This is a genomic window from Mesorhizobium sp. L2C084A000 (assembly GCF_000502875.1).
Taxonomy (GTDB): Bacteria; Pseudomonadota; Alphaproteobacteria; order Rhizobiales; family Rhizobiaceae; genus Mesorhizobium.
Genome location: NZ_AYWX01000003.1, coordinates 78,427 through 91,451, shown reverse-complemented (window position 1 = coordinate 91,451; position 13,025 = coordinate 78,427). Strand labels below are relative to the sequence as shown.

13 protein-coding genes are annotated in these 13,025 nt (G+C 63.4%); 1 reads left to right on the top strand and 12 read right to left on the bottom strand.

Annotated elements, in window-relative coordinates; genetic code table 11:
- Positions 1-28: 28 nt before the first annotated feature.
- The 4 genes from X735_RS156655 to X735_RS156670 form a co-directional block, all read right to left on the bottom strand.
- Positions 29-1,000 carry a beta-ketoacyl-ACP synthase III gene (locus tag X735_RS156655; RefSeq protein WP_023810242.1) on the bottom strand — a complete coding sequence of 324 codons (972 nt, stop codon included), beginning with the start codon at positions 998-1,000 and terminating at the stop codon, positions 29-31.
- A 9-nt stretch (positions 1,001-1,009) separates the two neighbouring features.
- Positions 1,010-2,080, bottom strand: a complete 1,071-nt coding sequence (gene plsX, locus X735_RS156660) for a phosphate acyltransferase PlsX (protein ID WP_023810241.1) — start codon at positions 2,078-2,080, stop codon at positions 1,010-1,012.
- A gap of 113 nt (positions 2,081-2,193) precedes the next feature.
- On the bottom strand, positions 2,194-2,742 hold the full coding sequence (locus tag X735_RS156665; RefSeq protein ID WP_023810240.1) for a DUF177 domain-containing protein: 549 nt from the start codon (positions 2,740-2,742) through the stop codon (positions 2,194-2,196).
- Complete coding sequence (locus X735_RS156670; RefSeq protein WP_023810239.1) at positions 2,739-3,287, bottom strand: ubiquinol-cytochrome C chaperone family protein; 549 nt, start codon at positions 3,285-3,287, stop codon at positions 2,739-2,741. The genes X735_RS156665 and X735_RS156670 overlap by 4 nt, the downstream gene beginning before the upstream one ends.
- Positions 3,288-3,401: 114 nt before the next feature.
- On the opposite strand from X735_RS156670, the gene X735_RS156675 reads away from it, so the two are divergent.
- Positions 3,402-3,914, top strand: coding sequence for an outer membrane protein assembly factor BamE (locus X735_RS156675; protein WP_023810238.1), 513 nt, complete (start codon positions 3,402-3,404; stop codon positions 3,912-3,914).
- Between the two features lie 267 nt (positions 3,915-4,181).
- Here X735_RS156675 and X735_RS156680 read toward each other — a convergent pair whose 3' ends face one another.
- From X735_RS156680 to ribH, 8 genes are all read right to left on the bottom strand, one after another.
- Entirely contained in the window at positions 4,182-6,323 is a 2,142-nt protein-coding gene (locus X735_RS156680) for a sodium-translocating pyrophosphatase (RefSeq protein ID WP_023810237.1), read from the bottom strand.
- Positions 6,324-6,564: 241 nt separating this feature from the next.
- Positions 6,565-7,314 carry an ABC transporter permease gene (locus X735_RS156685; RefSeq protein ID WP_023810236.1) on the bottom strand — a complete coding sequence of 250 codons (750 nt, stop codon included), beginning with the start codon at positions 7,312-7,314 and terminating at the stop codon, positions 6,565-6,567.
- Positions 7,311-8,249 carry an ABC transporter ATP-binding protein gene (locus X735_RS156690; RefSeq protein ID WP_023810235.1) on the bottom strand — a complete coding sequence of 313 codons (939 nt, stop codon included), beginning with the start codon at positions 8,247-8,249 and terminating at the stop codon, positions 7,311-7,313. The genes X735_RS156685 and X735_RS156690 overlap by 4 nt, the downstream gene beginning before the upstream one ends.
- Entirely contained in the window at positions 8,246-9,409 is a 1,164-nt protein-coding gene (locus X735_RS156695; RefSeq protein WP_023810234.1) for an ABC transporter permease, read from the bottom strand. The genes X735_RS156690 and X735_RS156695 overlap by 4 nt, the downstream gene beginning before the upstream one ends.
- A 227-nt stretch (positions 9,410-9,636) precedes the next feature.
- Positions 9,637-10,623, bottom strand: coding sequence for an ABC transporter substrate-binding protein (locus X735_RS156700; protein ID WP_023810233.1), 987 nt, complete (start codon positions 10,621-10,623; stop codon positions 9,637-9,639).
- Positions 10,624-10,800: 177 nt separating this feature from the next.
- Entirely contained in the window at positions 10,801-12,018 is a 1,218-nt protein-coding gene (locus X735_RS156705) for an MFS transporter (RefSeq protein ID WP_023810232.1), read from the bottom strand.
- Positions 12,015-12,515, bottom strand: coding sequence for a transcription antitermination factor NusB (gene nusB, locus X735_RS156710; protein WP_023810231.1), 501 nt, complete (start codon positions 12,513-12,515; stop codon positions 12,015-12,017). Before nusB ends, X735_RS156705 begins: the two co-directional genes overlap by 4 nt.
- Positions 12,512-13,006, bottom strand: a complete 495-nt coding sequence (ribH, locus tag X735_RS156715; protein WP_013532245.1) for a 6,7-dimethyl-8-ribityllumazine synthase — start codon at positions 13,004-13,006, stop codon at positions 12,512-12,514. Before ribH ends, nusB begins: the two co-directional genes overlap by 4 nt.
- Between the last annotated feature and the right edge of the window lie 19 nt (positions 13,007-13,025).

Below are 13,025 nucleotides of genomic sequence, written 5' to 3'. Positions count from 1 at the left end.
CAAGGACCGAAACTGGACCGTTCGGCACTTACCAGCGAACCAGGACAGCGCCCCAGGTGAAGCCGCCACCCATCGCTTCCAGGAGGACGAGATCGCCCTTCTTGATGCGGCCGTCGGCGACGGCCACCGACAGCGCCAACGGCACGGAAGCAGCCGAGGTGTTACCGTGCAAATCGACCGTAACCACCACCTTTTGCTCAGCTATCCCGAGCTTCTTGGCGGAAGCGTCAATAATTCGTTTATTGGCCTGGTGGGGCACGAACCAGTCGAGATCATCGGCCGAGATACCGGCTTGCGCGAACGTCGCCTCGATGACGTCGGTGATCATGCCGACCGCATGCTTGAAGACTTCGCGACCCTCCATCCGGAGATGGCCAACCGTACCCGTGGTCGACGGCCCGCCGTCGACGAAAAGCTTGTCCTTGTGCGTGCCATCGGAGCGCAGGCTGGCCGCCAGAACGCCATGGTCGGCGATCGTGCCCGCCCCCTCGCCTGCTTCCAGAATCATGGCGCCGGCGCCGTCGCCGAACAGCACACAGGTCGAGCGGTCGCTCCAGTCGAGGATGCGCGAGAATGTTTCCGAACCGATCACCAGGACACGCTTGGCCAGGCCGCCGCGGATGTAGAGATCGGCGGTGGTCACGGCATAGACGAAGCCCGAACAGACCGCCTGCAGGTCGAAGGCAAAGCCGTGATGCATGCCGAGCCGGTTCTGGATCTCGACGGCGGTGGCCGGGAATGTGTTGTTTGGCGTCGAGGTCGCCAGCACGATCAGATCGATGTCGGCGGGCGTGAGGCCCGCATTGGCAAGTGCGGCACGTGCCGCTGCTTCCCCGAGCGAAGCCGTGGTCTCGTCGTCACCAGCGATATGTCGCTGGCGAATACCGGTACGCTGGGCGATCCACTCGTCAGAGGTCTCGACCATGCCTTCGAAATCGGCATTCTTCATGATTCGGCGGGGCAGCGCGGCGCCCGTGCCGCGCACGACTGATCTGATCAAAGTTCTTTCCTATTCCTTTGCGTCGGTGACGACGTCGGATTTCCTAGCTGACAGGGCACGCGGGTTGCGCGCATGAAACAGGTCCAGATCGGCCTCGATGCGGTCGAGTAGGTTGTTGCGGACCATGTCATAGCCGAGTTCGATCGCGGCGGCGAACCCGTCAGAATCAGCACCGCCATGGCTTTTGACGACGATGCCGCTCAGCCCCAGGAAAACGCCGCCATTGGAGCGGCCGACATCCATCTTTTCGCGCAGGCGATCGAAGGCGCCCTTGGCGAAGATATAGCCGATCCTGGCCATCAGAGTCCGGCTCATCGCGGCGCGCAGATAGCCACCGATCTGGCGCACCGTGCCTTCCGCCGTCTTCAGCGCGATGTTGCCGGCAAAGCCTTCGGTGACGACGACGTCGACCACGCCCTTGCCGATATCGTCACCCTCGACGAAACCGTGATAGTTCATCGAGGCCATGTTGGCTTCGCGCAGCATGCGCCCGGCCTCCTTGACCTCTTCCTGGCCCTTGATCTCCTCGACGCCGACATTGAGCAGGCCGACGCTGGGCCGGGCTATGCCGAAGACCGAGCGCGCCATGCCGGTGCCGAGAATGGCAAAATCAATGAGCTGTTGCGCATCGGCCCCAATGGTCGCGCCGACGTCCAGCACCACGCTTTCGCCGCGCAATGTCGGCCAAAGGGCTGCGATCGCCGGGCGATCGATGGTGGCCATGGTGCGCAGGCAAAATTTCGACATCGCCATCAGCGCGCCGGTGTTGCCGGCGGAAATGCAGGCGTCGGCCGTGCCGGCCTTGACCGCTTCGACGGCCTTCCACATTGATGACTTCCAGCGGCCGTGGCGCAGCGCCTGGCTCGGCTTGTCGTCCATCCTGACCGCAATTTCGCAATGGAAGAATTCACTGATCTCGGCGAGCTTGGGAAATTTGGCAAGCTCCGGGCGCACGACCTCCTCACGCCCGAAGATGACGAAGCGGATGTCGGGACGACGGGTCGCGACCGTCATGAGCGCTGGAATGACCACGGCTGGTCCGTGATCGCCGCCCATGGCATCGATGGAAATCCTGATCACGCGGTATTTATCTCACGGTTAGGCGGCAGGTCGCTTTAGCGACCGCGAAGGTTCGGCGAAAATAACGGTTTTGGGCTGCCGCACAACCGACTTTTCCGTCGCGGGCGAGCTTTTCAGGATTTTCCCAGCAAGGATCGCAGTTTTTGCTGAAATTCATTCTCCGCCGGTTCGTTCTCGCTGCCGGTGTTGAGCGATGCGCCCTGCTTGCGCGGATAGGGGTCGATGGCGAGCCCGAAATACTGTTCGGCGATTGCCCCGACATCGATCGTGTCACCGGAAAATGTCTCTGGACTGTCAGGGCCTTCCGCGTCGAGCAGGATCTCGCCGCCACCATCGAAACCCTGCCGTCCAAGCTTGGAATCCTCGGGCAGCAGCAGCGCTTCGACCGGTTCGTCGATATGCGCCTCGACAGGCTCGAGCGTGACGATGCAGGCCTGGGTGATGTCGGCTTCGACGCGACCGCTTATCTTCACGCCATTGCGCTTCCACGACGCGACCAGAAGCTCGGCGCGATAGGATTCGACCGAAATCAGCCCGTGCTCCTCGGCCAGTGCCGCACGCTGCGCGGCATCGGCCTCGATAACCAGCGGCAGGCCCTTCTGCGGCAGGCGCGTAACGTTTGCCCGGAAGGAGACCGGGCTTTGCGGGTCAACATGCTTCATTGTTCAACCTCCTTGGCGGCGGGAAAGGTCAGCGTGCCGGAGACAATCGATTCGGATGTCTGCGCGGCCAGATGACTGCGCGCGTCGGTAACATAGTTGGCCAGCAGCGATGCTTCCAGCCAGGCGCCCGCGTCGGGCCGGACATTGCGGGCAAGAGCCGCGGTCAGCCCTTCATGGTCGTTTCTTTTCAGGGCATCGTCATAGGCAGCGGTTCGGCCATAAAACATCTTTGCCAGCTTTTTCATGCGTTTGGGCACGCCCACGTCGCCAATGCCCAATTCCCGCAACGAATGGTCGACGTCGAGGAAGAACTCGTCGATCAGCACCTGGGCGACCTCTTGCGCCGCACCGCCCTCCCCGCGCAACCTGTGCTGGAACAGGAACATGTGCAGCGACAGCATCTCGAAACGGCCAAGCGGCGTGTCTGGCACATTCCAGTGGGAATAAAACACGGTCTGCCGCGCCGCCGCCACGATTTGTGCGTAAAGCGCCTCGGTGATAGCGCGGTTGGCGTAGCGTTCGCGGCCAAAAAAGCGCTGGAACATTGGGGATGGTCTCCTGGGGACCGTTTGTTGAAGTGGGCTTGTTGCATCGGCAAGCAAGCTGGTTTACCGGTTTCGCGGCCCAGCGCAAGTTGCGGCCAGCTAATGGAGTTGTTGTTGCGCGCGCTGAATTTCAAGTCGACCTTCTCGTCCAGGCCCGCCGGCGCGATCTCGCTGCTGATGATCGTTTCGGCACTGTCCGCCTGCCACACCTCCAAGATGATCGGCGACCTCAGCCCAAGTGAGACGCTGACGCAAGGTTACGTCATAGACCAGCAGGCAATCGACCTGGTGCCGGTCGGTTCGAGCCGCGAGCAGGTGCTTCTGGCGCTCGGCACGCCGTCGACGACCGCGACCTTCGACAACGAGGCCTTCTATTACATTTCGCAGACGCGCAAGCGCTACGTCGCCTTCGACAAGCCACGGCTGATTGACCAGCATGTGCTGGCGGTCTATTTCGGCGCCGATGGCCGCGTCACCCAGATCGCCAATTACGGGATGAAGGACGGCAAGATGTTCGACTTCATCTCGCGCACCACACCGACCGGCGGCAAGGACCAGAACTTCCTCAGCCAGATCATCAACGGTGCCAGCAAGCTGGCACCCAGCATTCCGGGCGGCGGCGTCTAATTCCTTTCGGCTTTCATTCCGGAAGCCTCATCATCTCAGGCGACCAAAAACCCGCGGGAGCGATCCTGCGGGTTTTTGTTATGGGGATCGGTCACCGGTGTGGCCGTGGCCAAGGTAACGCGAGCCGAGCCTGGATGAGATGCTTGCACACCACGCACTGGAGGACCCAGGCGAAGCGAAGCGCTGAAGGGTCGACGTTGTCATCGCTTCAACAAAAAACCCGCGGGATCGCTCCCGCGGGTTCTGTTTTCGAGTGGATGCTTTTGATCAGCCGTGCGCGAGCACGGCCAGCAGCAAGAGCGCGACGATGTTGGTGATCTTGATCGCCGGGTTGACGGCCGGGCCAGCGGTGTCCTTGTAGGGATCGCCGACCGTGTCGCCGGTCACCGAAGCCTTGTGCGCCTCGGAACCCTTGAGATGCTTGACGCCGTCCTTGTCGACAAAGCCGTCTTCGAAGGACTTCTTGGCGTTGTCCCAGGCACCGCCGCCAGAGGTCATCGAGATGGCGACGAACAGGCCGTTGACGATGACGCCGAGCAGCGAGGCACCAAGGGCGGCAAAGGCGGACGCCTTCGAGCCCGAGATCAGCAGCACGCCGAAATAGACGACGAGCGGCGCCAGCACCGGCAGCAGCGACGGGATGATCATTTCCCTGATTGCCGCCTTGGTCAGCAGGTCGACCGCGCGTGCGTAGTTCGGCTTCGAGGTGCCGGCCATGATGCCCGGATCCTCGCGGAACTGCTTGCGTACTTCCTCGACGATGGCGCCCGCCGCGCGGCCGACGGCCGTCATGGCGATGCCGCCGAACAGATACGGGATCAGCCCGCCGAAGATCAGGCCAGCGACGACGTAGGGGTTGGAGAGATCGAAGGAGATCTCGCCAATGCCCTGGAAGTAGGGATATTTGTCGCCATTGGCGGCAAAGAACTTCAGGTCGTTCGAGTAGGCGGCAAACAGCACCAGTGCGCCGAGACCGGCCGAACCGATGGCATAGCCCTTGGTCACCGCCTTGGTGGTGTTGCCGACCGCGTCGAGCGCGTCGGTGGACTGGCGCACTTCCTTGGGCAGGCCGGCCATTTCGGCAATGCCGCCGGCATTGTCGGTGACCGGGCCGAAGGCGTCGAGCGCAACGATGATGCCGGCAAGACCGAGCATCGTCGTGACCGCGATCGCCGTGCCGAAGAGGCCGGCAAGCTGATAGGTCGAGATGATGCCGCCGACGATGACGATCGCGGGCAGCGCCGTCGATTCCAGCGAGACCGCAAGGCCCTGGATGACGTTGGTGCCGTGACCGGTGACCGACGCCTGGGCGATAGAGTTGACCGGGCGCTTGTTGGTGCCGGTGTAGTATTCGGTAATGACCACGATGAGACCGGTCACCACGAGGCCGACCAGGCCGCATATGAACAGGTTCTTGCCGGTGATGACCATGCCGGCGACGGTGCCGATCTCGCCCCAGCCGAGGGTGACATGGGTGGCGACGCCGAGGCCGACGATGGACAGCAGGCCGGTGACGATCAGGCCCTTGTAGAGTGCGCCCATGATCGAGCCGTTGGAACCGAGCTTGACGAAGAAGGTGCCGACGATCGAGGTCAGGATGCAGGCGCCGCAGATAGCGAGCGGATAAAGCATGGCTGCACCCAGAACGGCGGTACCGCCAAAGAAGATGGCAGCCAGAACCATGGTGGCGACAACGGTCACCGCATAGGTTTCGAACAGGTCAGCGGCCATGCCGGCGCAGTCGCCGACATTGTCGCCGACATTGTCGGCGATGGTGGCCGGGTTGCGCGGATCGTCTTCGGGAATACCGGCTTCGACCTTGCCGACGAGATCGCCGCCGACGTCGGCGCCCTTGGTGAAGATGCCGCCGCCGAGACGGGCGAAGATCGAGATCAGCGATGCGCCGAAGCCGAGCGAGACCAGCGAGTCGATGACGATGCGATCATTGGGCTGGAGGCCCATGAAGTGGGTCAGGATGAGGTAGTAGATCGAAACGCCGAGCAAGGCCAGGCCAGCAACCAGCATGCCGGTGATGGCGCCCGATTTGAACGCGATGTCGAGGCCGGCAGCGAGGCTGTTCGATGCGGCCTGCGCCGTACGAACATTCGCGCGAACGGAGACATGCATGCCGATGAAGCCGGCGGCGCCTGAAAGCACTGCACCGATCAGGAAGCCGATCGCGGCGGTGATGGACAGCAGCCACCAGGCGAGCACGAGGACGACGACGCCAACGATGGCGATGGTGGTGTACTGACGCGCCAGATAGGCCTGTGCGCCCTCGCGGATAGCCGCGGAGATTTCCTGCATGCGTGCATTGCCCTGATCGGCCGCAAGGACCGAACGTGTCGCCCAGATGGCGTAAAGGATTGAAAGCAGGCCGCAGGCGATGACGGCGGAAATAATTGTCATTGCCGGATTTTCCTCGATTGATGGCCCAAAAGAACCCCTCCCTGGGCCGTTGAGACAAAGACCGGATTCCGCGCACGCAATCCGCCTCTTCGCATCGGTGTATGCGAAACAGGGCTGCGAACGTCAAGATATTGTTCGGTTTTTGCCCGGCTTTCGCCTAAATGGTTGGGGCCAGGCGGCGGCTGCCGTCAGCACCCTCCTATTAGATCGATTGAAATTGGCCTCTTGACGCAGGACGCCCCTACTCGGCTTCCCGGCCCATGCGGCGCGCCGTGTAGCGCTCGATCGCCGACAGACCGTCATAGATCAGCACGGCAAGCGCTGCCACGATCAGGCCGCCCTGCAGGATGAAGGCGAGATTGTTGGACAACAGCCCGGCGATGATCACTTCGCCCAGCGTTTTGGCTGCCACGGTCGAACCGATGGTCGCGGTGGCAAGACTGATCACCACCGACAGCCTGATGCCGCCGAGAATGATCGGGGCGCTGAGCGGCAGCTCGACCTTGGTGAGCCTTTGCCAACCGGTCATGCCGGCGCCGCGCGCCGCTTCGACGACATTGGCCGGCAGCGTCGTCAGGCCGGTCAGCGCATTTTCGAAGATCGGCAACAGGCCGTAGAGAAACAGGGCGATCAGCGTCGGCTTCTCGCCGAAGCCGACGGCCGGCACCGCAAGCGCCAGCACCGCCACCGGCGGAAAGGTCTGGCCGATGTTGACCAGGCTGCGCGATAGCGGCAGGAATTCGGCGCCGGCCGGCCTGGTGACCAGGATGGCAAGCGCCACCGCGACGATGGTTGCGGCCACGGTGGCGATCAGAACCGTGCGCAAATGCAGCAATGTCAGTGTCAGCAGGCTGCCCTGATTGTAGATCACCGGCGCATTGTTTTCGGTCAGCGGCTTCAGCAGCGGCTCGAACCAGCCCGGATTGGTGACGAAGGCAACGAGCAGCACCACCAAGGCTAGCCTGAGCAGCGATGGAAGCCAGGCCTTCATGCCGGCCTCGCCGCGCGCTTCACCAGCCCGTCGATGGTCACGCGGCCAAGCGGCTTGCCGTCGGTGCCTGAGACCGGCAGCGCCGGCCGGCCCGACCACAGCAATTCGGCCAGCGCGTCGCGCTGGCTGGCATCGCCGGGGATCGCCTCGCCTTCGGCGGAGCCCTTCTCCACGGCATCGCGGACCCGGCCGAGCGACAGCAACCGGAACGGCCTCTCGCTGGCGCCAACCAGGGTCTCGACGAAGGCGCTTGCCGGCTTTGCCAGGATCTCGGCTGGCTTGGCGTATTGCACCAGCTTGCCGGCATCCATGACCGCGATCTTGTCGCCCATATGCACGGCCTCTTCCATGTCGTGGGTGACGAGAATGATGGTGGTGCCGAAGCGCTTCTGGATCGCCAGCAGATCCTCCTGCGCCTTGGTGCGGATGATCGGGTCAAGGGCGCCGAACGGTTCGTCCATCAACAGCACGTTGGGCTCGGCGGCGAGTGCGCGGGCAACGCCGACGCGCTGCTGCTGGCCGCCGGACAGTTCGTGCGGATAGCGCGGCCCGAAGGCTTCGGGATCGAGCTGATAGAGCGTCATCAGCTCGTCGACCCGGGCCTTGATACGGTCCTTGTCCCAGCCAAGCAGCACCGGCACGGTGGCAATGTTCTGTGCCACCGTGCGATGTGGAAACAGGCCGTGGCCCTGGATGGCGTAGCCGATGCTGCGGCGCAGCTCGTAACCGGGCAGCGAACGATTGTCGGCGCCGTCGAGCTTGATGATGCCCGAGGTCGGCTCGACCAGCCGGTTGATCATGCGCAGCAGCGTCGTCTTGCCGGAACCGGACGTGCCGACAATGACGGCGATGGTGCGCGGCTCGATGACCATCGACACGTCATCGACCACGGTCGTCGCGTCATAGCGCTTAGTGATGCCTTCGATCTCGATCATGCCGTTTCAACCCTGCGCTTGGTGGCGGTCATTTCGATCACCGCATCGAGGATGATGGCGGCGGCAAAGGCGAGCGCGACCGTCGGCACGGCGCCGAGCAGCACAAGGTCCATTGCCGTCTGACCCACACCCTGGAAGACGAACACGCCGAAACCGCCGCCGCCGATCAGCGCGGCAATGGTGGCGAGGCCGATGTTCTGCACCAAAACGATACGGATGCCGGTGAGGATGACAGGAAAAGCCAGCGGAAACTCGATGCCGAACAGGCGCTGCCTGTCGGTCATGCCCATGCCGCGCGCCGCGTCGTTGGCCGCGCGCGGCACGCCGGCGAGACCGACCACCGTGTTGGCCACCACCGGTAGCAGCGAGTAAAGGAACAACGCGACGAAGGCGGGAGCGGTGCCGATGCCGCGAATACCGAGCGCGGCAGCCCCCGGCACATGCGCGGCAACCCAGCCGAGCGGCGCGATCAGCAGGCCGAACAGCGCGATCGAGGGAATGGTCTGGATGATGTTGAGCACGTTGAGAACCCCGGCCCGCAGATTTTCGACGCGATGGCACAGGATGCCGAGCGGCAGGCCGACGATCACCGCGGCGGCCAGCGAACCGAGCGCCAGCGTCACATGCTTGGAGCCCTCCGCCCAGAAACTGTCGGCGCGGTTGAAATATTCCTTCAGGATCGACAGATTGTCCCAGCTTCCCGAAATCAACAGCAGCCCGATCGCCAAAGCCGCGACCACAAGCACGCCAACCCGCGCCAATGGCGACAGGTTCAGCCTTGTCAGCACGTCGGCGAGCAAAAGCGTGAAGGCAAAGATCAGAATCCAGAAACCGGAGGCTGGCGAAACTCTGGCGAAGGTGTTGCCCGCCGGCGTGAGAAATGTTCCGGCGACACCGATCAGCAGCGCGAGCGCGGCAAGCGCCATCACGCTGGCGGCAAGGCGCAGCACAAGTGGTGTCTTGAACAGCGCGATGAGTGCTGCGGCGACAATGATGGCGAGCAGCAGCGTCCCGGTCGTTGCCGGCAGCGCCTCGAGAATCGAGCGCGCCTGGCCGGGGACGATGCGGTTGGCACGGAACGTGGCAAAGGGCGCGGCAAAAGCCGCGTAGGCTGATATCGCGGCGATGACCACGCCGAGCTTGTCGAAGCGGGGAGTCATGGTTGCCCCTCATGAGGGGCGATTTGCCACATCGCGCAGCTTTCTTTGGGGATTGGCGAAAACCGACGCGATATCCGATCTCCCCCCTTGCGGGGGAGATGGCCGGCAGGCCAGAGGGGGGTGTGANTCGGCGGGACAGCACCCCCCTCTGTCCTGCCGGACATCTCCCCCGCAAGGGGGGAGATCAGCAGCTTCCAGAGGGGGGTGCCTTGCACCGGTGTCACTGACTACTTCAAAAACCCGTTCTTCTTCAAAAAGTCCTCGGCGACGCCCTTGACCGGCTCGCCGCCGACCTGCACGCGACCGTTCAGTTCCTGCAGCGTGACGAGGTCGAGCTTGGCGAAGACCGGCTTCAGCAGCGTCTCGATCTCGGGATGTTCCTTCAGCACCGCTTCGCGGATGATCGGCGCCGGCTGGTAGACCGGCTGCACGCCTTTGTCGTCGTCGAGCACGACGAGTCCGGACGGTGCGATGCCGCCATCGGTGCCGTAGACCATGGCCGCATTGGCGCCGTTGGTCTGGTTGGCGGCCGCTGCGATGGTTGCTGCCGTGTCGCCGCCCGAAAGGGTGATCAGTTGGTCCGGCTTCAGCGTGAAGCCATAGGTGGTCTGGAAAGCCGGCAGCGCAGCCGCCGAATTGACGAACTCGGCGGAAGCCGCCAGCACCACCTGACCGCCGCCCGCGACATATTTGCCGAAGTCGGTGAGCGTGGCGAGTTTGTTGGTCTCGGCGACTTCCTTGCGCAGCGCGATCGCCCAGGTGTTGTTTGCGGGCGACGGCGACAGCCAGACGATCTTGTTGGCGTCGTAGTCGAGCTTCTTGGCCGTTTCATAGGCCTTGGCGGCGTCTTTCCAGACCGGGTCGTCGGCCTTTTCGAAGAAGAAAGCGGCGTTGCCGGTATATTCGGGATAGATGTCGATCTCGCCGGCGGTGATCGCCTTGCGCACCACCGGCGTACCACNGGCGTTGCCGGTATATTCGGGATAGATGTCGATCTCGCCGGCGGTGATCGCCTTGCGCACCACCGGCGTACCACCGAGCTGGATACGGTCCGATGTCTTGATGTTGTTGGCGTTGAGCACGAGCTGGATGATGTTGCCGAGCACGCCCCCCTCTGTGTCGATCTTGGAAGAGACAACCACCTGGCCATTGGCGGAAGCCACCGTGATGCCGAGCGCCAATGCCGCGCCGGCCAGAAACTTGACTGAAAACATTGTGAAACCCCTTGCTATGAACCGAAACGCGGTGACCGCATATGAGCATGGCTTCAACGGCCAGTCGGGGCACACGGTTTCATAACAATAGGTACAGACGCAATATTTTTGTTCCGGAGCGGTAAATTCGACCGACATCGTGCTGACAGCGCCGTGTCAGGTGAAACGGCGGATGGATCAGGCTTCGGCTTTGCGCAAGCTCGTCAGCTTGAGCGCGCCGAGCGCCACGAAGCACAGGACGGTGACCGGAAAGACTATCCAGTTCAGCATCTCCCAGCCCCAGGCGTTGTAGACCATGCCCGACATCAGCGAGGCGCAGGCGACGGAGCCGAACAGGACGAAGTCGTGGAAGCCTTGCACCTTGCCCTTTTCCGACGGCCGGTAGGTGGCGGCCACCATCGCGGTCGCGCCAATGAAGCCGAAGTTCCAGCCAAGGCCTAGCAGGATCAGCGACGTCCAGAACTGCCACAGCGCCAGGCCCGACAGAGCGACAATGGCGCAGCCGATGAGCAGGATCAGGCCGGTGGCCACGATGCGTTCGGCGCCGAAGCGATGGATCAGCGAGCCGGTGAAGAAGCTTGGCGCGAACATCGCCATGACGTGCCAGGAGATGCCGAGCGTCGCGTCGTTCTCCGACAGGCCGCAACCGACCATGGCCAGCGGTGCGCCCGTCATGACGAAGCTCATCAGCGCATAGCTGCCGACCGCGCAGAAAAGCGCGGCGACGAAACGCGGCTGCGTGACGATCTCAGCCAGTGGCCTGGCGTCGCTGTCGGCGATCTCCACCTTGCCGGATGCTTTCGCCGGCAGCCGCAGGAACGACAGGACGATGGCGCCGACGGCGGCCAGCGGCAGGATGGAGACGAACGAACCGGCAAACATGACCGGCGCAAGCAATTCGCGGGTGAAGATGACGATCTGCGGCCCGAGGATGGCGGTGACGACGCCGCCGGCCAGCACGAAGGAGATGGCGCGCGCCTTGAATTCCGGCGGTGCGTTGTCGGCAGCGGCGAAGCGGAACTGCTGGACGAAGGCGCCGCCGACACCGATCGTGAGCAAGCCAAAGGCAAACAGCCAGAAGCTGCTTTGAAAAAGCGCAAGCGTGGCGACGAGGCCGCCAAGCGCCGTGACGATCGTTCCGGTCATGAAGCCGCCGCGCTGGCCCATGCTGCGGATGATGGCCGCTGCAGGCAGCGCGCCGAGCGCCACGCCGATGTTGAAGCCGGTGACCGGCGCTGTCGCCAATGATTTGTCGGGACCGAGCAGATATTGCCCGGCCAGCGCGCCCACGGAGATGGCGATGGGGGCCGCCGAGCCGATGATCGCCTGCGAGGCGGCCAGGATCAGCGCCGTGCGTCGCGCCTCCTGACTGGCATCGAGGGCGATGGCCGTCATGATGCGTCCTTGCCGCGCCCCTCGCCACGCACCCGGCGAGACACACGGTCGAGCACGGCATTGACCAGCTTCGGCTCATCTTCCTCGTAGAAGGCCTTAGCGATGTCGACATATTCGGAGACGATGACGGCGACGGGGACATCCTCGCGCTTCATCAGCTCGTAGACGCCGGCGCGCAGGATGGCGCGCAGCGTCGAATCGAGCCGCGACAATGGCCAGTCCTCGGTCAGCGCCTGGCGGATGATCGGATCGATGGTCTTCTGGTTCTCGACGACACCCGCCAGAATAGCGCGGAACCATTGCGCATCGGCCTCGCGGTAGAGCGCGCCGTCGACTTCCTTGCCGAGACGAAAGGCCTCGTATTCGGCGGTGATCTCGAAGACGCCACTGCCGGCGACATCCATCTGATAGAGCGCCTGCACGGCGGCCAGACGGGCAGCGCCGCGTTTGTTGGCGTGGCGCACCGAGGGCTGGCCGGGCGAAGCGGGTTCGCTCACGATCGCGCTCCCAGTTGTTCCTTGAGGGCAATCATGGTCAGCGCCGCACGCGCGGCAAAGCCGCCCTTGTCGCCTTCCGAGCGCTTGGCGCGAGTCCAGGCCTGGGCGTCATTCTCGGTGGTGAGGATGCCATTGCCTATGCAGACAGAGTCCTGCACGCTCAAATCCATGAGCGCGCGGCTGGATTCATTGGCGACAATGTCGAAATGATAGGTGTCTCCGCGGACGACGGTGCCGAGCGCGACAAAGCCATCATAATGTGTGCCGCCTTCCGTCGCGCCGTCCAGTGCAAAGGTGATCACCGCGGGGATTTCGAGCGAACCTGGGACGGTGACGACATCATAAGTCGCGCCCGCTTCATCGAGCGCGCTTGTCGCGCCATCGAGCAGCGCGTCGGCAAGGTCGTCGTGAAAGCGCGCTTCGACAATAAGCAGATGCGCCTTCGCCTTCGGACGAATGAAGGCTTTGCCGTGTTGGGATGTACCAGCCATAAAAGTCTCCGGGGAGTTG

Excerpts from the sequence above, each read along its gene's own strand:
- X735_RS156665 (WP_023810240.1), bottom strand. The coding sequence starts at position 2,742 with ATGAAGCATGTTGACCCGCAAAGCCCGGTCTCCTTCCGGGCAAACGTT.
- X735_RS156670 (WP_023810239.1), bottom strand. The coding sequence starts at position 3,287 with ATGTTCCAGCGCTTTTTTGGCCGCGAACGCTACGCCAACCGCGCTATC.
- X735_RS156680 (WP_023810237.1), bottom strand. The coding sequence starts at position 6,323 with ATGACAATTATTTCCGCCGTCATCGCCTGCGGCCTGCTTTCAATCCTT.
- X735_RS156685 (WP_023810236.1), bottom strand. The coding sequence starts at position 7,314 with ATGAAGGCCTGGCTTCCATCGCTGCTCAGGCTAGCCTTGGTGGTGCTG.
- X735_RS156690 (WP_023810235.1), bottom strand. The coding sequence starts at position 8,249 with ATGATCGAGATCGAAGGCATCACTAAGCGCTATGACGCGACGACCGTG.
- X735_RS156695 (WP_023810234.1), bottom strand. The coding sequence starts at position 9,409 with ATGACTCCCCGCTTCGACAAGCTCGGCGTGGTCATCGCCGCGATATCA.
- X735_RS156705 (WP_023810232.1), bottom strand. The coding sequence starts at position 12,018 with ATGACGGCCATCGCCCTCGATGCCAGTCAGGAGGCGCGACGCACGGCG.
- ribH (WP_013532245.1), bottom strand. The coding sequence starts at position 13,006 with ATGGCTGGTACATCCCAACACGGCAAAGCCTTCATTCGTCCGAAGGCG.